Below are 22436 nucleotides of genomic sequence, written 5' to 3'. Positions count from 1 at the left end.
GAGACTCAGGCGTCCTGGGCTGCGGCGTTCAGGCCCAGCTCACCCAGTACGCGACCGCGGGATTCGTCGTCGGCGAGCACGCCTTCGATGGCTTTGCGGAACGCAGGTGCGTTACCCAGCGGGCCTTTGAGGGCGACCAGCGCGTCGCGCAGTTCCATCAGTTTCTTCAGCTCAGGCACTTGCTCGACCAGGCTGGCCGGGTTGAAGTCCTTCATCGAATTGACGCGCAGTTTCACGGCCAGTTCTTCAGTGTCGCTTTCTTCCTGAAGACGGTTCGGTACGCTCAGTGTCAGGCTCAGCTCTTGCTTGGCCAGCACTTCGTCGAAGGTCATCTTGTCGATGCTGATCGGCTTGCGATCTTCGACTTTGCGTTCGTCCTTGCGGTGGGTGTAGTCACCGATTGCCAGTAGTTTCAACGGCAGTTCGATCTCTTCCTGGGCACCACCGGTGGCAGGTTTGAACGTGACGTTGATGCGTTCCTTGGGGGCTACCGAGCCTTCTTTGGCCATGGCTTTTCTCCTTGCGGTTGTGGCCCGGGGGCCTATTCGAGTACCACTTCGAGATCGAGGTGGCACAGCCTGCGATAAATCTCTTCCTTGCGTTCACGTACGGCATGGTTCTGCGGCAACAACTCGCAGCAGCTATGCAGTAAATGCAGCACTTCCAGCGCAAGATCGGGCTCCCAGGCGTTCAGGCCTGAGTCCTGTAATGTCTGGTCGAGGGTCTCTAACTGGGTCTTGGCCAGTTCGTATTTCTTGGCCATGAAGCACAGCCGCGCGAGGGCGAACTGCCAGAAGAATCGAACGCGTCCGCCCTGGGCGCTTTGCAGCCCCTGTTTGAGGATTTGCACGGCAGCCTTGAGGCCGTCCTTGCGCAAAATCGGCAGAACTTCTTCGAGGGCCAGCTCCCACGCGGGCTGCGTGTCAGCGACTTCAACCTTGCGCGGCGCGCTGGCGGTTTGCAGGTGCGGCATGACGTGGGCGCTGATCCAGGCGCGGGTGGCGGGATCGGCGAATGGCGCGCCATCGTGGTAACGCAATTCGATGATGCCGGGCAGGCGCTGAATCAACAGCGCGAAGTGGATTTCCACTTCGCGCATGGCCATCTCGGCGTTCAAGGACTGAAGGCATTCCCAGACCATACGCTGACCGTCGAACCAGAACGGCGTCTTTGCCAGACTCGCCTCCAGTTCCACCAGCAGGTCGGCGTATTTGGCTTGGTCGAATCGGTCCTGATAGGCCTTGAGCTTGTCCGCCGGCAAGCCGCGCAGCACGGTGATTTGCTCGGCGTTGCGCTCGGGGACCGCGTCGATGGGCAGCCACAGCAACGTGCGATTCAGGCGCAAGGCGCGCAGGTCAGTGGCTTTCTGCTTCAGCCACCAGGCACACAACGGCCGCGCGCTTTCTTGCTGGGCGCGCAGGGCCTTGTGGGCTTCTTTTTCGTTATCGATCGGTGCGCCGGGGGTGAACAACTGCGTGGCGGCTTGTTTGACCTGGGCGACGGCGGCACCGACCACGCCGGGTTCCGGCTGGTTGTCGGCAGCGCGCTGCACCATGTTTTTCAGGCGGCGGGAGATCGGCAGCAGCAGCGGTGCGTCGTCGCCCAAATGTTCGGTGCAAGCGGCATCGAGGCCTTCAAGGTGTTCGACCAGCCGCCGGAACATCGGCAACTGTTCTTTGATCGCGATGTTTTCTGTCAGCACCTGCTCGAGACGCGGCACCAGCCAACTGATCGCAGCAGCGCGAGTACGGGGCTTGTTCGGGTGGACGTCGGCCCAGTGATGTTCTGATAAATGGTGCAGCAAACCGAGACCGGCCAGCAGCCCTTGGAACGATTCACGCTGGTACAACGCCCAGGTCAGCCAGGCGCCAACGCGCAAATCCTTGGATTGGGTACGCAGCAGGTTTTCGCTGTTTTCACGGATTTTCAACCAGTCGATCTGGCCGCTTTCGTGCATGGACGAGGCTTTCGCCAGCTCGCTTTCCAGCGCTTCAAATTCGCCCGAAAAGCGAACGTCCTCGCCCGCGAAATTCTCTTTGGAAACAGAGACTTTTGCGAGTTCGAGATAATGCGCGGAAAGTTTGCTTGAGTAGGACATCCATGGCCTTTATTTAGGATTACGGTCATACGCCAAAAGAAGATTTCAGCGGCGCGGGACAGTATCAAAGAGCTGCGATGAGTCTCATCCAATTGAGTTCGTGCTCTTTCAAGTGCGCGCATCGTAATCACAATGATGGCCACTAGCAAGCATCTGATTAAACAACAAGACGAAGTGCATTTATGCCTTGTAGGAGATCACCCTATATGTAGCAGGGGAATCCCTGAGATCATTTTAATTAATGAACGCTTCAACCTCGCGCCGGAAACGGCCGAGATAGAGCCTTCCCACGCTTCCACCTTAATAAACGCTGTATTCAGTGCCGATTCGCACCACGAGCCAGACGCGAAGCATGCCAAAAATAAAAAAGGATGAATGTAGGAGCATTCCTAAATGTCACTTTAATCAGAAAATAAGATGACGGGATGAGAACAGGGGATAAGAAAAGTGCCATCACCATGATGGCGCACAATAACTAAAACCGGAGTTCCAAAATGGAACTTTCAGTATCGCGGACATTTCATTCCAGGCTTAAGGATCGCTCCTACATCAGTTTTTTGGGTATCTTGTTAACGCACCCAGCATTTTGGTGACTTGCATGAGCTGACGACATTTCTTAGGTCGCCGACGCAACATTCGGTAACCCACTCCGCATATTCTTCAGCAACATTCCTCGCCTCCTGCCACCAACAGACTGTTCCAAACAGCACTGCGTCCATGGTCAGCCGGTCTGCGAAATCGTTGACCCCGGATGCCAGGCCTTCGAGCACGTTTCGACCGCTTATGTGCGACGTTTGTCGGTCGAGTTCAGCCGCTGAACCTCGGCAAAAATCTCGGTAATCGGTCGACGAGGTTGGCGTTTATGCAGCTGTCGGACCTGATCGCTCAGGCGCAGCAGTTCTTCACTCGGTTTGGCCCATTGTTCCTTCGGCAACGGCTCGGACCATTGGCGCATCACTCCGGGCATGGCCTGCGGGCCCAGTTTCTGGAGACGGCGGACTTCCCATTCGGTCAGGTGGTTGGGAATCGTCCACAGGGTCATGACGTGGTACAGGTACCAGAAAAACCCCGAGATCCGACCGCGCTGGCCGTCGCGGATTTGCTGGTGCATACGGGCGCGGGCGTTGTGGAAGGTGTGCAGGCCTTCGTGGGGTGGATCGTCAGGGCCTTGCAGGTCTTGCGGGTCCTGGATGGGTTTGAGGTCGTGGATTTCGTATTCCATGTAGCCGCGGATGGCTTCCCAGTGGCTGATGGCCAGGGAGAGGCCGAAGCAGGGGAATTCGACGCTGGTCAGGGTCTCGCCGTGCTGGAAACCGATGCCCATGCCGTATTGGCGGTGGATGCCGTATTGGGTGGCGCCTTGGGCTTCGATGACCCATGCGGAGAGGGATTCCCAAGGGACGAAGAGCGGTTCGGTGGCGTCTTCGGGCATGAAGCAGACTTCACGGCGTTGGCGGTTGAAGCGGGTGGGGATGATGGCGGCGCGTTTTTTGTGGTTGTGGTGCCAGACACCGAGGCCGATGAGCAACATAAAAAAACCGCCCTGTATGGCTGGTCCGTACGCCTCATTGAATACTCCTTTTATGGCATGAGTAATATCGTCCCAGCCCATCCCGAACACAAAGAACATGAAGCCGCCAAATAGAGGTATTAAGAATGCAACCGAGAAGGCAACACTGAATGGTCCTCCCAATATGGCTTGCCATGAAAATATCTGCGGCGATCCCAGTCCGAAGTCCATGTACACCTCATTTAGCTCCCCGATATGCGGGCCATGCGGCGGCAGCGCTGTCGGCAGTGGCAACGGTGCAAGGTAGGTAATCTTCCCGCTGGCAAATGGTTCGACGTCGCCGGCTTTGCGGGATTGCTCAAGCTGCGGCGCAGGCATCGGGCTATCAAGGTTGGTGGGCATGGTCGGCCAACTCCAGCAAATGGGTTTCAACCAGCAACATGGGCGGATGCTCGGTAACGGAGTTAGAAGGTTGTGCAGGGAAATGGTCTTCGGTCCGAGGGCTCAGGCAAATGACCCGAATGCGAGATACCCACGCGCCCTTGGCGTTCAAGGTCTGGATACAGACCGCCAGCTCCAGCGTTTCGGAGACCGGGGTAAATTCGGCATCAGGATCCGCTGGATATTGCAGGCACAGCACCAACCAATCGGGTCCTGTTTGTACGATGCGCAGGCTGTTCGCCACTTCCTCACTGATGACGTCCTTGCGCTCGCGCGGTACTCCACGACTGTAGAGCGGCACGGAAAGACGGTGGGCGCCGATCCCCAGGCGATGAGCCGCTTTGCCACTCTGGATCAGTTCCGGGGGTTTTTTCTGATAGTCGAGTAAGGCTTCACGGTTGTAACAGCTCATGCGCGACGCTTGTCCGTCGGATTCAAACGCTGCACTTCAGCAAAAATCTCGGTAATCGGTCGACGAGGTTGGCGTTTATGCAGCTGTCGGACCTGATCGCTCAGGCGCAGCAGCTCTTCACTCGGCTTGGCCCATTGTTCCTTCGGCAACGGCTCGGACCATTGGCGCATCACTTCGGGCATGGCCTGCGGGCCCAGTTTCAGGAGACGGCGGACTTCCCATTCGGTCAGGTGGTTGGGGATCGTCCACAGGGTCATGACGTGGTACAGGTACCAGAAAAACCCCGATATCCGACCGCGCTGGCCGTCGCGGATTTGCTGGTGCATACGGGCGCGGGCGTTGTGGAAGGTGTGCAGGCCTTCGTGGGGCGGGTCGTTCGGGCCTTGCAGGTCTTGCGGGTCCTGGATGGATTTGAGGTCGTGGATTTCGTATTCCATGTAACCACGGATTGCTTCCCAGTGGCTGATGGCCAGGGAGAGCCCGAAGCAGGGGAATTCGACGCTGGTCAGGGTCTCGCCGTGCTGGAAACCGATGCCCATGCCATATTGGCGATGGATACCGTATTGGGTGGCGCCTTGGGCTTCGATGACCCATGCGGAGAGGGATTCCCAAGGGACGAAGACGGGGTCGGTGGCGTCTTCGGGCATGAAGCAGACTTCGCGGCGTTGACGGTTGAAGCGGGTGGGGATGATCTGGAGGCGCTTTTTGTGGTTGTGGTGCCAGACACCGAGGCCGATGAGCAACATAAAAAAACCGCCCTGTATGGCTGGTCCGTACGCCTCATTGAATACTCCTTTTATGGCATGAGTAATATCGTCCCAGCCCATCCCGAACACAAAGAACATGAAGCCGCCAAATAGAGGTATTAAGAATGCAACCGAGAAGGCAACACTGAATGGTCCTCCCAATATGGCTTGCCATGAAAATATCTGCGGCGATCCCAGTCCGAAGTCCATGTACACCTCATTTAGCTCCCCGATATGCGGGCCATGCGGCGGCAGCGCTGTCGGCAGTGGCAACGGTGCAAGGTAGGTAATCTTCCCGCTGGCAAATGGTTCGACGTCGCCGGCTTTGCGGGATTGCTCAAGCTGCGGCGCAGGCATCGGGCTATCAAGGTTGGTGGGCATGGTCGGCCAACTCCAGCAAATGGGTTTCAACCAGCAACATGGGCGGATGCTCGGTAACGGAGTTAGAAGGTTGTGCAGGGAAATGGTCTTCGGTCCGAGGGCTCAGGCAAATGACCCGAATGCGAGATACCCACGCGCCCTTGGCGTTCAAGGTCTGGATACAGACCGCCAGCTCCAGCGTTTCGGAGACCGGGGTAAATTCGGCATCAGGATCCGCTGGATATTGCAGGCACAGCACCAACCAATCGGGTCCTGTTTGTACGATGCGCAGGCTGTTCGCCACTTCCTCACTGATGACGTCCTTGCGCTCGCGCGGTACTCCACGACTGTAGAGCGGCACGGAAAGACGGTGGGCGCCGATCCCCAGGCGATGAGCCGCTTTGCCACTCTGGATCAGTTCCGGGGGTTTTTTCTGATAGTCGAGTAAGGCTTCACGGTTGTAACAGCTCATGCGCGACGCTTGTCCGTCGGATTCAAACGCTGCACTTCAGCAAAAATCTCGGTAATCGGTCGACGAGGTTGGCGTTTATGCAGCTGTCGGACCTGATCGCTCAGGCGCAGCAGCTCTTCACTCGGCTTGGCCCATTGTTCCTTCGGCAACGGCTCGGACCATTGGCGCATCACTTCGGGCATGGCCTGCGGGCCCAGTTTCAGGAGACGGCGGACTTCCCATTCGGTCAGGTGGTTGGGGATCGTCCACAGGGTCATGACGTGGTACAGGTACCAGAAAAACCCCGATATCCGACCGCGCTGGCCGTCGCGGATTTGCTGGTGCATACGGGCGCGGGCGTTGTGGAAGGTGTGCAGGCCTTCGTGGGGCGGGTCGTTCGGGCCTTGCAGGTCTTGCGGGTCCTGGATGGATTTGAGGTCGTGGATTTCGTATTCCATGTAACCACGGATTGCTTCCCAGTGGCTGATGGCCAGGGAGAGCCCGAAGCAGGGGAATTCGACGCTGGTCAGGGTCTCGCCGTGCTGGAAACCGATGCCCATGCCATATTGGCGATGGATACCGTATTGGGTGGCGCCTTGGGCTTCGATGACCCATGCGGAGAGGGATTCCCAAGGGACGAAGACGGGGTCGGTGGCGTCTTCGGGCATGAAGCAGACTTCGCGGCGTTGACGGTTGAAGCGGGTGGGGATGATCTGGAGGCGCTTTTTGTGGTTGTGGTGCCAGACGCCGAGGCCGATAAATAGAGAGCAAAAGCCACTTACTAGCGCGTAGCCGTAGCTTTCATCAAACACGCCGAGTACCGAGCCCCAGATTTCTACTTGGCTGTAACCGAACACAACCCCGAGGAGCGCAGCAAGCATTGGAGGTAGAAAGGCGAGCATTAAAGTGCCGCTGAATGGAAAGACTAGAGTCATTTGCCACATAAAGACTTGCGGTGATCCCAGTCCGAAGTCCATATACATGTCATTTAATTCACCGATATGAGGGCCATGCGGCGGCAGCGCTGTCGGCAGTGGCAACGGTGCAAGGTAGGTAATCTTCCCACTGGCCAATGGTTCGACGTCGCCGGCTTTGCGGGATTGCTCAAGCTGCGGCGCAGGCATCGGGCTATCAAGGTTGGTGGGCATGGTCGGCCAACTCCAGCAAATGGGTTTCAACCAGCAACAGCGGTGGATGCTCGGTAACGGAGTTAGAAGGTTGTGCAGGGAAATGGCCTTCGGTCCGAGGGCTCAGGCGAATGACCCGAATGCGAGAAACCCACGCGCCCTTGGCGTTCAAGGTTTGTACACAGACGGCCAGTTCCAGCGTTTCGGACGCCGGGGTAAATTCGGCATCAGGATCCACTGGATATTGCAGGCATAACACCAGCCGGTCAGGTCCTGTTTGCACGATGCGCAGGCTGTTTGCGACTTCCTCACTGATGACGTCCTTGCGCTCGCGCGGTACACCACGACTGTGGAGGGGAACGGAAAAACGCTGGGCACCGATCCCCAGGCGATGAGCCGCTTTGCCACTCTGGATCAGTTCCGGGTGTTTTTTCTGATAGTCGAGTAAGGCTTCACGGTTGTAACAGCTCATGCGCGACGCTTGTCCGTCGGATTCAAACGCTGCACTTCAGCAAAAATCTCGGTAATCGGTCGACGAGGTTGGCGTTTATGCAGCTGTCGGACCTGATCGCTCAGGCGCAGCAGCTCTTCACTCGGTTTGGCCCATTGTTCCTTCGGCAACGGCTCGGACCATTGGCGCATCACTTCGGGCATGGCCTGCGGGCCCAGTTTCTGGAGACGGCGGACTTCCCATTCGGTCAGGTGGTTGGGAATCGTCCACAGGGTCATGACGTGGTACAGGTACCAGAAAAACCCCGATATCCGACCGCGCTGGCCGTCGCGGATTTGCTGGTGCATACGGGCGCGGGCGTTGTGGAAGGTGTGCAGGCCTTCGTGGGGCGGGTCGTTCGGGCCTTGCAGGTCTTGCGGGTCCTGGATGGATTTGAGGTCGTGGATTTCGTATTCCATGTAGCCGCGGATGGCTTCCCAGTGGCTGATAGCCAGGGAAAGAGCGAAGCAGGGAAATTCGACGCTGGTGAGTGTCTCGCCGTGCTGGAAACCGATGCCCATGCCATATTGGCGATGGATACCGTATTGGGTGGCGCCTTGGGCTTCGATGACCCAGGCCGAGAGGGATTCCCAGGGGACGAAGACGGGCTCGGTGGCGTCTTCGGGCATGAAGCAGACTTCGCGGCGTTGACGGTTGAAGCGGGTGGGGATGATCTGGAGGCGCTTTTTGTGGTTGTGGTGCCAGACGGCAAGGCCGATGAGTAGGGTCCAAAAGCCAGTTTGCATGGCTAGCGGGTAAGACGCATGGAAGATCCCCTCTATTGAGTCCGAAGTGTCCTCCCAGTTGTACCCAAGTACGAGCCCAAGAAAGCCGCCAATTAGCGGAAAGAGGAAGGCGATCATTAAGGCACCGCTGAATGGCCCGCCTAATATGACCTGCCATGAAAATATCTGCGGTGATCCCAGCCCGAAGTCCATGTACACATCATTTAGTTCCCCGATATGAGGGCCATGCGGCGGCAGCGCTGTTGGCAGTGGCAACGGCGCGAGATAGGTGATTCTCCCACTGGGAAACGGTTCGACATCGCCGGCTTTGCGGAATTGCTCCAGGTGCGGCGCAGGGATCGGGATATCAATCTTGGTGGGCATGGTCGGCCACCTCCAGCAAATGGGTTTCAACCAGCAACATGGGCGGATGCTCGGTAACGGTTTGAGAGGCCAACGCCGGAAAGCGGCCGTCACTCCGAGGGTTCAGGCGAATGACCCGAATGCGAGAAACCCACGCGCCCTTGGCGTTCAAGGTTTGTACACAGACGGCCAGTTCCAGCGTTTCGGACGCCGGGGTAAATTCAGAGTCAGGATCCACGGGATATTGCAGGCACAGCACCAACCAATCGGGTCCTGTTTGTACGATGCGCAGGCTGTTCGCCACTTCCTCACTGATGACGTCCTTGCGCTCGCGCGGTACACCACGACTGTGGAGGGGAACGGAAAAACGCTGGGCACCGATCCCCAGGCGATGAGCAGGTTGTCCACTCAAGGGTGGCTGAAAATCACCGAGCTTGAGCCCTGGGAGCACTAGATGGATGTCTTTGGGCTTGGCCTTCAACAGCAGATTTTTCAGCCACGAATCATGCTTGTTCGGACCCTGTTGCGCATACGGGGCGTGAAGCAAATAGGCCAGATAACTTTGATATTCATCCAGGGTATGGTCGCCACGCTCGTCGCTGTCCAGGCTCCACGGTGTGGTTTTCAGCCATTTGTCATGGGCGCTGATGTTGTAGCGGTTGTACAGCCAGGTTCCGCCCAGTTCCAGTACGGTGATCAGGGCGCCGGCGAGGTTGAAGCGGAAGAACACGGTGGAGAGGCGTGTGCCAGCGGCGGCCCACGCAGCGGTCCTTGCGGCAGTGTTTTTTGCCATCAGTACGGTGGAACCCGCGTGTAAGGTGTGACCAAATCCATAGGCATTGACGCTCGTCATGCCGGCCGCCCCCGCTGTCGCGAGCGCTGCACTATTCTGTGCAGCAGCATTCCCGCTACGTGTCGCCTGTTGCCAATTCTGGTGATGGTTGATGAGGCTGACCATTGAAGACGCAAAACCAAAACCGTAGGTGAAGATGCCCAGTCCAACATGCAGCTTGCCCATCTGCACATGTACATTCTGCAAAGCGTGGTGTCGAAGACCCGCGACGAGCGCAGCGCTACGCGCCCTCAACGCTGTGTCGGCGAGACTTTGCGCTGCCGTAAATCCCGCGGCACCCGTAGCGGCAAACGCGGCAAAGAACTCGGCTCGTTTCTTGGGATTTTTGGTCTGATTCATCATCTCCCGATACACCGAAACCAAATTCACCCCCTGCACCAAAAACACCAACAACCCCATCCCCTCGCTCCGAATCAATTTCGCATTCGGCACCGAGCTAACCCCCAACCGAATATCCTTCAACAAACTCCGCACCTCCAACTGCTGCGCCGGCGGAAACACTACCGTCACCCCCGCCCGAGCCGGCGTCGCGCCATACAGCCGAACCGACTGATCCGGCAGTTCCGCAATCGGGCTCAGCGCCCCGGCCAACCGGCCTTCCAGTTGCGTCAACTGCCCGCGCACGCGGACAATTTCTTCCTGCAACTCAACCGCCCTCGGCGTTTTATGCCCTTGGCGGTTTTTGTTGTGGGTAATCTGGCTACGTTCACGGGTCAGGGTTTTCAGGTAGTCGCGTTCCCTGAGCATTTCCTTGAGGTTGGTTTGCAACGCCGTGTGTTCCGCCGGGCTGGCGACAGTAAAGGTCACGCCGGTGGTTTTCGCCGCATCCAGTATCCGCCCCGACAAGGCTTTGGGCAGGCGCCGAAACAGTTCGTCGAGGTCGGGGATTTTTTCGCCCGCCAGATCAAAGCCTTCCAGCGCCCGACTCAGCCCCAGGTTCAGCGCCGGGCTAAGACTGTGCTGGGCCGCGTCAGCAACGGCGCGGGTGTGTTCAGGCAGATCGTCTAGCGCCGGCAGGGGCGCTTGTTCGATTTTCTTCAACTCGCCCAACCAGTGCGGCAGGTTGTTGAACACCCCCATACCGGCGTTGAACAGCGTGGCGTATTGCGCGGCCCGCTCCGGCTGAAGACGCAGCGGCAAGGTGTAGAACAGTGGCCGGGTCAGTTCGGGGTGTTTCTCCAGATAAGCGAGGAGGATTTCGCTCGCGTGATCGCTGCGGCAGATGTCCTTGAGGCAGGCGTATTCGGCGCTGAAGGCCTGGTGGAGTTGCCGTTGATCCTGCGCGTCGTAGTACCAGGCCGAGCGATGGAAGCGCCCGCCCCCCACCAGCATCGTGCGGTCGGCGGTGATGCGCTCGAGCAAGCGGTTCCAGCGGCCAAGGTCGTCGCGATGCTGAAACAGCGCAGCGTCCATGGCCGGCCGGTCGATGAAATCATTGACCCCGCGTTTGCCACTGAAACTGGAGCCTTCGAGCACATCGACGATGCGTTTGTTTTGCTCTTGGCCGAGTTTTACCAAGGTATCGAGGTGACGCTCGACGAATTCGTCGGGGGCGACCTTGAAATGTTGGCGAGCATAGTAACGCCGGTCTGCCTCGTCACTGGCGCGGCTGTGGGCGGTGAAGTCGGGGGTGGCGCCCTGATACTTGGCGAGTTGGAACGCGTCGGCATGCGCTTCTTTGCGCAGCTGCACCAGTTCCGGGGGCACGGGAGCGCCCAGCGACTCGACCTTGCCACCCTTGTTCAGGTAATCCAGCAACGCTTTGCGGGTCTGCTCCCGATCCGGTTCGGGCAACTGTTCCAGATCGACAAAAAGTGCCTGGACTCGCGGATCGTCGCTGGCGTCGGCCAGATTACCGATATCCGCAGGACTGAGCTGGCTCAGGGATTCGATATAACAGGCCAGCAGGTAATCGCGTTCGTTGTGGGCGGCATTGCTCCAGTCGTCGACCCAGCCGACCACGGCGTCCTGATATTCGGCCAGATCACGCAATACACCGAGGTCGTCGTGCACCACAAGGAACAGCGTGTCGTCCTGATAAGCCGGGCGCACCCGCCCGAGAAACTCGCCGATGTGCGACTCGCGAAAGCGCTGCGGTTGCTCCCACAAATAGGGTTCACGCTCGTGCTCGGGGGCATCGCTGACGTGCACGGTCGGCAATAGAACGGCGTCCGGCGGCGACTCGGTTTCCTGTTCCGCGCGGTCTTGTTCTGCCTGCACCTGCCGTGCCGGATCGGTCGCAATCTCTGCCAGCCATTGTTTGCCTTGCTCGACCGTCAGCAGGTGTTCGCCGCCAGTTTCGCAATTCACCGGGCCGAGTTCGACGACCTGCATGAAGTGCTCGCGTTCGGCACGGCTGTCGAGCACCTGCGCGCATTTGGCCGCCGCCCACTGCACCTCGGCGAACGTCACGTGCAAGGTGCTGCGCCTGGAAAACACCAGCGCCGGACGCTCCTCGATAGGCGTTCGCTGATCGATGTCGACCTTGGCGCCCGTGTGCAGCAACGCGCTCACCAGCCCGTCGCGCACCTGGTACTCGTGCAAGTGGCCGGTAACGCTGTCGATCACGTACAACCAGCCATCGCGCAGCATGCGAATGCCCAGCGGGCGGGTCGTCAGGGCATATGGCAGTTTCAGTTCGGCACTCGGGTCGAGTGGCTTTTCCACCAGTCCGTAACGCAAAGGCAGCAGCTGCACGTGGGTTTGGCGCAAGGGGCAAGCACCGGGAGAGCCGATGGCGGTTTTTGAGGCCGTGGCGGCAGCAAGGTTTGCAGGGTGGGTCATGGGCGGCTCCCTTGGCTGGCCCAGCGCTGGGCCAGGTCGGCGGCCAACGCAACGCGCTCGCCAGGTGATTGCAGCGAGGGGGTGTGCAGTAAACGGGCGATAGATGTGTGTTGTTCGGGTGCCGCGCCGCCCAGCCAGGCCATGACGTTGGCGTAGTAGAAAAGCTCGGATTGGCTGCTCAGGCCCAAGGCGCTGGCCTCGGCTTCCAGCTGTGCGAGCATTGACCAACGCTCAGCCACGGTTTCACCGCACTGGCGTTCGGGAAAGAACTTGAGCAAATGGGCGTCCAGCTCGAGCAACGCACGGCGTCGATCAACCCGGTCCAGCGCTGCATTCAGTTCAGGACTCAGGCGATAGGGCGTGGTCAGTTCCGGGCAGTCCGGCAGTCGCGGTTGATGACGCTGCCAATTGGCGTTGACGCTATCGGCTATCACCACGCAGGTAATAGGACCGAACAAACGCTGATCGCCACTGCCGAACAACGCCTGCGCCACGGCCGCATCGGCCAGACGCAGGACCACCGGCAGGCCTTCGGGCAATTCAACGGTCAGCAGTTTGCGCAAATGCTGGGCGACGTCATGCGCAGGTGCGGTGCTGAACAACAGCACGCCCCACTCTTCGTGCGCCTGTTGCCGATAGAACTGAACAATCGGTTCGTCAGGCTGTTGGATCGCCACCAGCAGCGGCGAGATATCGCGCAGCGCAGTGAACGGCGCGCAGTCATACAGCGCAACAGTGCTGGCGCCAGGACCGAGTGTTTTCAAGCGTTCCGGCAAATCGCTCAGCGTCGCGCCGTCCAGCAACAGGAAAGCCTGATGCTCGTTCCAGGGTAGGTCTTCAGGCAGAGAGCTCGAGAGGTTCATGCTTGGGCGGCCTCGCAAACCAGACAGCGCGAGGCGCGGGTTGAGATCAGCGCATGACGTTGCCGTGCCGCATCGAACGTCACTTTCAGCAGGGGCAAGGCGCCCGGCATCAGAGGCTCGGCGGGCAGTCCCACGGCCAGGGTGCCGCCCACCAGAATCGGCACGCTGCTGAAAATACCTTCCGGCCCCAGCGTCAGCCAATGACCGCCAGCCTGGACCGTCAGATGCGCTCCGCCATCGATGACAACTTGTTGTCCGGCACTCAGGTGAATCTGTTGCGTGGCGCTGAGTCGCTGACTAGCGACGCGGATATGTTGATCGCCATGGACCAACAGGTGGTCGTCCTGCTTGAGTTCGGTCAAACGGTTGCCGTGGGCCAGGTGCTGTTCTTCACCGCGCAGGTCGTGGCTGGCGATGCCACCGACAACCACGGTGCGGTGGTTGTCGACTTGAATGCGTTCGTCGTTGAGGACGAGCTGGACGAAATCACGCTGAGCACGCAGGGCAATCTCCTCGGCGCCCTTTTTGTCCTCGATGCGCAACTCGTTGTAACCGCCGCCGCCTGGACTGCTCTGGCTGCGCAAAATGCTTTGCGTATGCTGGGCGGGCAAATCCAGCGGCACCGGAGTCGAGGCGTTGGGCAGACAGTTGAGGATGAGAGGTTTGTCAGGGTCGCCATCGGTGAACCCCACCAGCACTTCCATGCCGATACGGGGGATCTGGACGCTGCCATAACGGTCATGGGCCCAACCGGTAGCGACTCGAAGCCAGCAGCTTGAGTGTTCGTTGTGCTGACCCTCTCGGTCCCAAGGCAGTTGAACCTTTACCCGACCATATTCATCGCAGTAGATCTCTTCACCGGGCGGGCCGGTGACGATGGCATGCTGACTGCCGGTTATTCGCGGTTTGGCGTGTTCGATCGCCGGCCTGAATGGGACATCCCAAGGTGTTGCGACGAAGTGGTTACGGTAGCCCTGACTGAACCCATCCTGCGGGCTGGCATCGCTGATCGACTCCTCAAGCACTTGGGGTTGCAGGCCAACGTGTTCGACTTCAGTCAGGAGCCACAGGCCATTCCAGTCGGCGCGGGGGTGTTCGGACATGTCGACGAAATGGCCGCTACGCATGACGCACTGATCACTGCGCCCATTGGCTTGCCGGTAATCGGCGCGGTGGCGTTCCAGTGCCCGATTGGCCAGATCTTTACCGCGCTCACGATGCGTGAACTGACCCGGAAAACCATAATCCTCAAGGTGCGGCAGCAGCGGATTTTGGGCCTCGCTTTCCAGTTTCAGACGAGGTTTTTCGAAATCGTAATCACGACGGCTGACGTGGGTCGAGCGGGTTTCCAGTCGCAGCTTGAAACGGTCGATCACCGGCGCTTCGGCGACCATGCCACTGCCTGGTCTGTACGCGGTTGACTGGGAAGGTTTCGAGAAGCTGGTTTGATCGTCGCCGAACACCAGCACGTGCCCGTCGGGACTGTGCTCGAAATGAAAGTGCAGTCCTTCTTCCTCGCACAACCGTTGCAGGAAATGCAGTCCGGTCTCGTATTGCACGCAATAGAGCCTAGGCCGGTACTCGGCGCTGAGTTGGAACCGCCAGGCGTTGGGCTGCATTCCCTGGTCTTTCAGTACTTTCGCAATGATCTGCGGCACGCTTAATTGCTGAAAAATGCGCTGGTTATGGCAGTGGGTGAGGTAGGCAAGTTGGGGCACCAGAGTCATCTGATAGCGGGTCAGGCGTTTGCCTGAATCGCCTTGTGCAACTTGATAGACCTGCCCGTGGATGCCGCTGCTGTCAGGACCGAATCGCAGAAAAGCCGGGCGATGCAACAGAGACTCGAGGCCCAGGTCGGGATGTTCGCTGACCAGTTCGAGTTTGACCGCGTAGGGTTGGTTGAGCCTCTCCTTGGCGCGGAATTCGAGTACCTGAAGGTCGTGGGAAAAACCTTCAATGTCGAGTTTGAAAACGACCTGCTTGGCCTCGCTGAGCATCCACATATCCCTGTGTCTATCGGAAGGCACGGGACTTTGCGTGGGTCTGCGAGTTGGCGCAGTCAGGCAAATCTTCATGTTGTGTAGGACAGATCCGTTAAGTCGCCAGACAGGGCGGGAAAGTGTCGACTGACACGCCGTCATCGCGAGCAGGCTCGCAGACAGGGAATGTGTGTTGATTTCAGAGGGGTGTTTAACGGTGTTTAGTGTTACGTCCTGCAAGCTACAACACCTTGCGCCGTTGCCTACGGCTACGCCAGAATCCGCCGGCTTGTGCGCCTTGGGGCCGGTCGGTAACTTGGTTCCTGTCACTGATTCTCAGTGGACGGGTTTAGTCGCCCGCTGGTAATTGAAGTTGCACAAGCTTCCGTCAGACAGGTTTCTCATACCTGCATTTGATGGTGGCTGTGCGCAGGGCACCTTCGGGTGCGCCGGCTTCTTCAATTCCCCGGTCCGACTAACCTGCGTACAGCTGCCACCCCTCCGTTTAGTCGGCGAAGTGGTGTCAGCATCATTCATGGAATTGAAGATCATGTTCAAAGTGACACCCAACCCACCGGACACCGATCCGGTCTCACCCTACGAAAGCCCCGATTCAAACAAACTCAACGACGCCGCCGAGCGCGCCCTCGACCACCATTTTCCGTCAACCAAACCGAAACAATCCAAACCCAACGGCCAGCTCTTCAGCGTTTGCCCCGACATCAACACGGACGCCCTGCTCGCCAACGCGTCGGAAGACTCTCGTTCCATCAGCGCCATCGCCGCCGACCTCGCCGACAATGTGGAAGGCCGACAACGCTCTGTAGCCCTGGCACTCAGCCGCATGGCCGATGGCGTGCATCTGCTGATAGATCGGGCGCTGGATGACCTCGACGAGCCAGAAATGGCGGCGATTCTCGCCAGGAAAATCAGCCGGGCCAGCTGATCCGCCGACCATAAAAAAATGGACACCCAACCTCGTTGGCATGCCCATTTTTTATCCCGCTCACCCGCTGTGCGGGCGTCGGCGCGTATTACGGATTAACACTGTCTTTCAACGATTTGCCTGGTTTGAACGCAACAGTGTTGCTGGCCTTGATTTTGACGGGCTCACCGGTTTGCGGGTTTTTGCCGGTGCGCGCACCGCGGTGGCGTTGCAGGAAGGTACCGAAGCCCACCAGCGTGACGCTGTCCTTGCGATGCAGAGCGCCGGTGATTTCTTCGAGAACGGCGTTGAGAACGCGGTTGGCCTGCTCTTTGGTGAGGTCTGCTTTTTCAGCAATTGCTGCGGCGAGTTCTGGTTTACGCATATTAGTGAAGCCCCTTTGACGGTTTTTTGTTGTTATGTCCGTGCTGCTCTCTGTGGAGCAGCGCCCAAAGCGCCGCAGGTGCTCTACTCTGCGGCAGACGGGAGTGAGGATGGCACGCAAGGCAGAGCCGCGCCAGTCTCGACGCGTGCTTTGTAGGGGCAAAAGAGGGGTGATTCCGACAGAACGACCGGTATTTACGCCAGCAGTGCCGGAAGCTCTTTGTTGAGGGCCAGTTTTTCCATTACGGCCGTGCCTGTCAGGGCATAACCCAGCAGTTTTCCACTGGCATCGCGGCATAACACCTTGATGTCGCCGCCCTGCCCTTCGACTGTCCAAACGCCCTCGCTGCCCCGTGGTGGCGGCGATACCACCAACGGACACACCGGGGTTTTCACGGTAATCGGCATCGGGCCGTAGGAGACTGGCGTAGGGTTTCCGGCCAGGGTCTGGGCCAGCGCTCTCGCACAGCTCATCAGGGGCATGACGTACAGCAAATTCAGCCCATCGACCTCGGCACAGTCGCCCAGCGCGTAGATGTTGTCATGGGAGGTTTTCAGGTGACGGTCGACCACCACGCCACGGTTGACTTGCACACCCGCCGCCGCGGCCAGATCGATACGCGGACGCAGACCAATGGCCGACACCACGACGTCGCAAGGGATCACCTGGCCATCGGACAGATGCGCTTCCAGGCCATCCGCCACGCGCTGCAAGCGATTAAGCACCGGCCCGAGATGGAATCGCGCGCCGAGGCTTTCCAGCCCGGCCTGAACAGCAGCCGCCGCAGCCGGATGCAGCAAGGTGGGCATGACTTGCTCGCACGGTGCGACCAGTTGCACCTCGTAGCCGCCAAGGCTCAGGTCATTGGCGAACTCACAACCAATCAGGCCGGCCCCGAGCAACAGCACCCGACGCTTGCCGGCGGCCGCCGCACGAAAGCGCGCGTAATCCTCCAGATCGTTGATCGGGAACACGCAATCCGCCGCGTCACCTTCGATGGGCACCCGCACAGTTTCCGCGCCCCAGGCCAGAATCAGGTCACGATAAATCACCGATTCTTCACCGATCCACAGGCGTTTGTGGCCCGGGTCGATGCCGCTGATGCGTGTGTGGGTCCGCACTTCGGCTTTCAACTGTTCGGCCATCGCACCAGGTTCGGCCATGCTCAGGCCGTCGGCGTCTTTGTTTTTGCCGAAACCGGTGGAGAGCATCGGCTTGGAGTAGGAACGTCCGTCATCGGCGGTTATCAACAGCAACGGGGTTTCGCTATCGAGTTTGCGAAACTCCCGGGCCAGGTTATAGCCAGCCAGCCCGGTACCGACGATGACGACAGGTGCGTTCATTCCTTACTCCTCTGGTGACTTGTTAGTTGATTTCGATCATTTCGAAATCCATCTTGCCCACGCCGCAGTCCGGGCACAGCCAGTCTTCCGGCACGTCTTGCCACAGTGTGCCCGGCGCAATGCCGTCGTCCGGCCAGCCGTCGGCTTCGTTATAGATCAGGCCACAGACCACACATTGCCACTTTTTCATTCAGTTACTTCCTCAGGATTCAGGCGCATTGCCGGCACGAACGGTCGATGGTTGCCGCGTTGCCGTCCGGCTCAGGGCGTTTTGTACTGATCGGGCCCGCCGGATGCAAGCATGTTCGACGCACCGGCGGCCCCATCAATCAAAATCGCCGGCTGACATGGTAAGCTCGCCGCCTCATTTGCTGCCAATAATGACTCACCGTGCCGCACTCAAACTCCCCGCTGTGGCTCACCCAAAGCCAACTCGCGCCCCTCCCCGACGCGTCTACCCTCGACTGGCTGTTCGACGAAGGCTCCCTGACCCGACGCTTGATCCGTTTGTCGAATGACCGTTTCAGCGTTACGCCGCTGTTCGAAGGCTGGCAACCGCTGCGCGCCGACGAGTGTGTCGCACTGGACCTGGCCGAAGGCAGCGAGGGCTGGGTGCGCGAGGTGTATTTGCGCGGGAATGGCGAGGCGTGGGTGTTTGCCCGCAGCGTTGCGGCGCGTAGCGCGTTGCAGGGCGATGGTTTGCACATGGACGAACTGGGCAGCCGTTCTCTGGGGGAATTGCTGTTTTGCGATCACGCGTTCCAGCGTCGTGCGATTGAGGTGTGTCACTACCCTCAAACAAGGTTGCCGATGGAGTGCCGGACACCTGAGCTGTGGGGCCGTCGCTCGCGCTTCGACCGCGGCGCCCTGAGCGTACTGGTAGCCGAAATCTTCCTGCCGACCTTGTGGAACGCCACCCGCGCCCATCCGGAGAACTGCTGATGTACCAGAGCCTGCTCAAGTCCTTGAACCGCTTGAACCCTCGGGCCTGGGATTTCATTCAACTGACGCGCATGGACAAGCCGATCGGCATTTATCTGCTGCTGTGGCCGACGCTGTGGGCGCTGTGGATTGCCGGGAAAGGCTCGCCGTCGCTGGCCAACGTGGTGATTTTTGTTCTAGGCGTGATCCTCACCCGCGCCGGTGGCTGCGTGATCAATGACTGGGCGGATCGCAAGGTCGACGGCCACGTGAAACGCACGGAACAACGCCCCTTGGTCAGCGGCAGGATCAGTTCCAAAGAAGCCCTGGCGTTCTTCGCCTTGTTGATGGGCGTGAGTTTTCTGCTGGTGTTGTGCACTAACGCTGCGACGGTCTGGCTGTCGTTCGGCGGTCTGGCGTTGGCGTTCAGTTACCCGTTCATGAAGCGCTACACCTATTACCCGCAAGTGGTGCTGGGCGCGGCGTTTTCCTGGGGGATGCCCATGGCGTTCACCGCCGAAACCGGTGAATTGCCGGCGGCGGCGTGGTTGCTGTGGATCGCCAATCTGCTGTGGACCGTGGGTTATGACACGTATTACGCGATGACTGACCGTGACGACGACCTCAAGATCGGCGTGAAATCCACGGCGATCCTGTTTGGCGATGCGGACCGGGTGATCATCCTGACGTTGCAGGGATTGGCGCTGGGCTGCCTGTTGCTGGCCGGGTCTACATTCGAGCTCGGAGGCTGGTTCCACCTCGGTTTGCTAGCGGCCGCGGGCTGTTTCGCATGGGAATTCTGGTACACCCGTGGCAAGGACCGGATGCGTTGCTTCAGGGCGTTTTTGCACAACCACTGGGCCGGGTTGGCGATTTTTGTCGGGATCGTGCTGGATTACGCACTGCGCTGACGGACACGCTTTAGGTAGCAGCTGCCGAAGGCTTGGGCCGCGTTCGGGCGTCCGGCTGCGCCAGCTGCTACAGGGTTAAGCGAATCGCTTACATATGCTCGCGAACGACGTGCCAGACGTCTTTCATCTTGTCGCCCGACATGTCTCCGGGAGCCTTGTCCTTCACGAAGTAATACAGTGGCTTGCCGCCGTAGGCCCACTGCATCGTGCCATCGTCACGCTTGATAATGGTCCACTTGCCTTCAGCCTTGGCACCGGCCTCCGCCTTGAACGGTGGCCAGTGGTCTGCACACTCACCGGTGCACACCGACTTGCCGCCCGTGTCCTTGTCGAACGTGTACAGGGTCATGCCTTTAGGGTCGACCATCATGTCGCCTTTCATCATCGCAGGCTCAGCCGCGAAGGCCATGGCCGGCAACGAAAACGCAGCGACCAGCATCAGGGCCTTGAAGGATTGCGAGATTTGCTTCATGGAAACCTTCCTTTTGTGGTTGTCAGGATTCGGACTTAGAGCTTAGTTCAGGATCATGACAATCGCCGGGCAGCTAAAATACTGTCACACGACTGCAATAATTCCGTTATCTAATGCGGCGCAAGACAGTTAAATGACAAGAGGATTAAGGCATGGTTGGCAGGAGCATTCTGATCGTCGACGACGAAGCGCCCATTCGCGAAATGATCGCCGTTGCGTTGGAAATGGCCGGCTATGACTGCCTGGAGGCGGAGAACTCGCAGCAGGCCCATGCCATCATCGTCGACCGCAAGCCGGACCTGATCCTGCTCGACTGGATGCTGCCCGGCACCTCCGGTATCGAGTTGGCCCGCCGTCTCAAGCGTGACGAGCTGACCGGGGACATCCCGATCATCATGCTCACCGCCAAGGGCGAAGAGGACAACAAGATCCAGGGCCTGGAAGTCGGCGCCGACGACTACATCACCAAACCGTTTTCCCCGCGTGAGCTGGTGGCACGTCTCAAAGCCGTGCTGCGTCGTGCCGGTCCAACCGATGGCGAGGCACCGATTGAAGTCGGCGGCCTGCTGCTGGACCCGATCAGCCACCGTGTGACCATCGACGGCAAACCCGCCGAAATGGGCCCGACCGAATACCGCCTGCTGCAATTTTTCATGACCCATCAGGAACGTGCCTACACCCGTGGCCAGCTGCTGGATCAGGTCTGGGGCGGCAATGTGTATGTCGAAGAACGCACCGTCGACGTGCACATCCGTCGCCTGCGCAAGGCCCTCGGTGATGCCTACGAAAATCTGGTACAAACCGTGCGTGGCACGGGTTACCGCTTTTCCACCAAAGCCTGACCCTGCCCTTACCCGCCCGACAAGCTGACAAGGACGCACGTTTCCGTGAACCAAAACTGGCATGGCACCCTGATTCGCCACATGCTGTTACTGGTCACCGGTTGCCTGGTGATCGGCCTGATGACCGGCTACTACGGCTGGAGCCTCGCTGCGGGGCTGGGCCTTTACCTGGCCTGGACCCTCAAGCAACTGCTGCGCCTGCACGAATGGCTGCGCCTGCACTCCGCCGATGAAGCACCGCCCGATGGCTATGGCCTGTGGGGCGAGGTGTTCGACAGCATCTATCACCTGCAACGTCGTGACCAACGGGTACGTGGGCGTCTGCAAGCGGTAATCGACCGTATTCAGGAGTCCACCGCCGCACTGAAAGACGCAGTGGTCATGCTCGACAGCGATGGCAACCTGGAATGGTGGAACCTCGCCGCCGAAACCCTGCTCGGCCTCAAGACCCCGCAAGACAGCGGTCAGCCGGTGACCAACCTGGTGCGCCACCCGCGCTTCAAGGAATATTTCGAGCAGGACAGCTACGCCGAACCGCTGGAAATCCCGTCGCCGACCAATGATCGCGTGCGCATTCAGCTGTACATCACCCGTTACGGCAACAACGAACACTTGATGCTGGTGCGCGATGTCACGCGCATTCATCAGCTGGAACAGATGCGCAAAGACTTCATCGCCAACGTCTCCCATGAGCTGCGCACGCCGCTGACGGTGATCTGCGGTTATCTGGAAACCCTGCTCGACAACGTCGATGAAGTGAACCCGCGCTGGACCCGTGCCTTGCAGCAGATGCAGCAACAGGGCGGGCGCATGCAGACGTTGCTCAATGACTTGTTGCTGCTGGCCAAGCTGGAAGCCACCGATTACCCGTCGGACAACCAGCCAGTGGTGATTGACGCCTTGTTGCAGTCGATCAAGAGCGACGCTCAGCAACTGTCGGGGCAGAAAAACCAGTGCATTACTCTGGAAGCCGACCCGACGATCATGCTCAAGGGCAGCGAAGCGGAACTGCGCAGTGCGTTTTCCAACCTGGTGTTCAACGCGGTGAAATACACCCCGGCCGAAGGCAACATCCGTATTCGCTGGTGCGCCGATGAGCAAGGCGCGCACCTGAGCGTGCAGGATTCCGGGATCGGGATCGACACCAAGCACCTGCCGCGCCTGACCGAACGCTTCTACCGCGTCGACTCCAGCCGCAATTCCAACACTGGCGGCACCGGCCTGGGCCTGGCGATCGTCAAACACGTGTTGCTGCGCCACCGCGCACGGATGGAAATCAGCAGCGTGCCAGGCCACGGCAGCACCTTCACCTGCCACTTTGCCCCGGCTCAGGTGGCCAAATCGCAAGTCCAAAGGACCGCTGACTGATACCGGCCAGCACGCGCCACTAGGCAATCACCGAGTCAGCCGCTACATTGGCTGACTTGTGCCTGCC

At 59.3% G+C, this 22436-nt stretch carries 21 protein-coding genes; 5 read left to right on the top strand and 16 right to left on the bottom strand.

Going from position 1 to position 22436, the window contains the following annotated elements:
- Nucleotides 1–5: 5 nt before the first annotated feature.
- The 12 genes from tssB to NL116_RS00650 form a co-directional block, all read right to left on the bottom strand.
- Nucleotides 6–509 (bottom strand): type VI secretion system contractile sheath small subunit, encoded by a 504-nt coding sequence (gene tssB / locus NL116_RS00705; RefSeq protein WP_027926311.1) that lies wholly within the window; start codon nt 507–509, stop codon nt 6–8.
- A gap of 32 nt (nt 510–541) precedes the next feature.
- Nucleotides 542–2098, bottom strand: a complete 1557-nt coding sequence (gene tssA / locus NL116_RS00700) for a type VI secretion system protein TssA (protein WP_494375602.1) — start codon at nt 2096–2098, stop codon at nt 542–544.
- Between the two features lie 781 nt (nt 2099–2879).
- A complete protein-coding gene (locus NL116_RS00695; protein ID WP_494375601.1) occupies nt 2880–3629 on the bottom strand; it encodes a hypothetical protein in 750 nt (249 codons plus the stop codon).
- A 364-nt stretch (nt 3630–3993) separates the two neighbouring features.
- Entirely contained in the window at nt 3994–4461 is a 468-nt protein-coding gene (locus NL116_RS00690; protein WP_494375599.1) for a hypothetical protein, read from the bottom strand.
- Nucleotides 4458–5207, bottom strand: coding sequence for a hypothetical protein (locus NL116_RS00685; RefSeq protein ID WP_494375600.1), 750 nt, complete (start codon nt 5205–5207; stop codon nt 4458–4460). The genes NL116_RS00690 and NL116_RS00685 overlap by 4 nt, the downstream gene beginning before the upstream one ends.
- A gap of 364 nt (nt 5208–5571) precedes the next feature.
- Nucleotides 5572–6039 carry a hypothetical protein gene (locus NL116_RS00680; protein WP_494375599.1) on the bottom strand — a complete coding sequence of 156 codons (468 nt, stop codon included), beginning with the start codon at nt 6037–6039 and terminating at the stop codon, nt 5572–5574.
- Nucleotides 6036–7166 carry a hypothetical protein gene (locus NL116_RS00675; RefSeq protein WP_494375598.1) on the bottom strand — a complete coding sequence of 377 codons (1131 nt, stop codon included), beginning with the start codon at nt 7164–7166 and terminating at the stop codon, nt 6036–6038. The genes NL116_RS00680 and NL116_RS00675 overlap by 4 nt, the downstream gene beginning before the upstream one ends.
- Nucleotides 7150–7617: a hypothetical protein gene (locus NL116_RS00670; RefSeq protein WP_494375597.1), complete on the bottom strand. Its 468-nt coding sequence runs from the start codon at nt 7615–7617 to the stop codon at nt 7150–7152. Before NL116_RS00670 ends, NL116_RS00675 begins: the two co-directional genes overlap by 17 nt.
- Entirely contained in the window at nt 7614–8744 is a 1131-nt protein-coding gene (locus tag NL116_RS00665; protein WP_494375596.1) for a hypothetical protein, read from the bottom strand. Before NL116_RS00665 ends, NL116_RS00670 begins: the two co-directional genes overlap by 4 nt.
- Entirely contained in the window at nt 8728–12360 is a 3633-nt protein-coding gene (locus NL116_RS00660) for a toxin VasX (protein ID WP_494375595.1), read from the bottom strand. The genes NL116_RS00665 and NL116_RS00660 overlap by 17 nt, the downstream gene beginning before the upstream one ends.
- Nucleotides 12357–13223, bottom strand: a complete 867-nt coding sequence (locus NL116_RS00655; RefSeq protein WP_494375594.1) for a DUF4123 domain-containing protein — start codon at nt 13221–13223, stop codon at nt 12357–12359. The genes NL116_RS00660 and NL116_RS00655 overlap by 4 nt, the downstream gene beginning before the upstream one ends.
- Nucleotides 13220–15220 carry a type VI secretion system Vgr family protein gene (locus NL116_RS00650; protein ID WP_494375593.1) on the bottom strand — a complete coding sequence of 667 codons (2001 nt, stop codon included), beginning with the start codon at nt 15218–15220 and terminating at the stop codon, nt 13220–13222. The genes NL116_RS00655 and NL116_RS00650 overlap by 4 nt, the downstream gene beginning before the upstream one ends.
- A gap of 532 nt (nt 15221–15752) precedes the next feature.
- On the opposite strand from NL116_RS00650, the gene NL116_RS00645 reads away from it, so the two are divergent.
- Nucleotides 15753–16148: a DUF6124 family protein gene (locus NL116_RS00645; protein WP_494375592.1), complete on the top strand. Its 396-nt coding sequence runs from the start codon at nt 15753–15755 to the stop codon at nt 16146–16148.
- Nucleotides 16149–16236: 88 nt separating this feature from the next.
- Here the strand turns inward: NL116_RS00645 and NL116_RS00640 are convergent, their stop codons facing one another.
- The 3 genes from NL116_RS00640 to NL116_RS00630 all read right to left on the bottom strand — a co-directional run bounded on the left by NL116_RS00640 (nt 16237) and on the right by NL116_RS00630 (nt 18045).
- Nucleotides 16237–16512 carry an HU family DNA-binding protein gene (locus NL116_RS00640; RefSeq protein ID WP_003213368.1) on the bottom strand — a complete coding sequence of 92 codons (276 nt, stop codon included), beginning with the start codon at nt 16510–16512 and terminating at the stop codon, nt 16237–16239.
- Nucleotides 16513–16706: 194 nt separating this feature from the next.
- Nucleotides 16707–17855: an NAD(P)/FAD-dependent oxidoreductase gene (locus tag NL116_RS00635; RefSeq protein ID WP_494375591.1), complete on the bottom strand. Its 1149-nt coding sequence runs from the start codon at nt 17853–17855 to the stop codon at nt 16707–16709.
- 22 nt (nt 17856–17877) lie between these two features.
- Nucleotides 17878–18045: a rubredoxin gene (locus NL116_RS00630; protein WP_007954349.1), complete on the bottom strand. Its 168-nt coding sequence runs from the start codon at nt 18043–18045 to the stop codon at nt 17878–17880.
- 200 nt (nt 18046–18245) lie between these two features.
- Here NL116_RS00630 and NL116_RS00625 point away from each other — a divergent pair, with 200 nt between their 5' ends.
- Nucleotides 18246–18797, top strand: a complete 552-nt coding sequence (locus tag NL116_RS00625; RefSeq protein WP_494375590.1) for a chorismate--pyruvate lyase family protein — start codon at nt 18246–18248, stop codon at nt 18795–18797.
- Nucleotides 18797–19687: a 4-hydroxybenzoate octaprenyltransferase gene (gene ubiA, locus NL116_RS00620; protein WP_494375589.1), complete on the top strand. Its 891-nt coding sequence runs from the start codon at nt 18797–18799 to the stop codon at nt 19685–19687. Before NL116_RS00625 ends, ubiA begins: the two co-directional genes overlap by 1 nt.
- Nucleotides 19688–19775: 88 nt before the next feature.
- On the opposite strand, the gene NL116_RS00615 is transcribed toward ubiA, so the two are convergent.
- Nucleotides 19776–20159: a COG4315 family predicted lipoprotein gene (locus NL116_RS00615; protein WP_494375588.1), complete on the bottom strand. Its 384-nt coding sequence runs from the start codon at nt 20157–20159 to the stop codon at nt 19776–19778.
- A gap of 152 nt (nt 20160–20311) precedes the next feature.
- Between NL116_RS00615 and phoB the strand changes: the two genes are divergently transcribed.
- Nucleotides 20312–21001: a phosphate regulon transcriptional regulator PhoB gene (gene phoB, locus NL116_RS00610; RefSeq protein WP_007896474.1), complete on the top strand. Its 690-nt coding sequence runs from the start codon at nt 20312–20314 to the stop codon at nt 20999–21001.
- An 81-nt stretch (nt 21002–21082) separates the two neighbouring features.
- Nucleotides 21083–22369, top strand: coding sequence for a phosphate regulon sensor histidine kinase PhoR (gene phoR, locus NL116_RS00605; protein ID WP_494378162.1), 1287 nt, complete (start codon nt 21083–21085; stop codon nt 22367–22369).
- Nucleotides 22370–22436 lie beyond the last annotated feature (67 nt).

Source organism: Pseudomonas sp. FBCC-B1667 (genome assembly GCF_059133255.1).
This window is presented reverse-complemented; position numbering and strand designations above follow the sequence as displayed.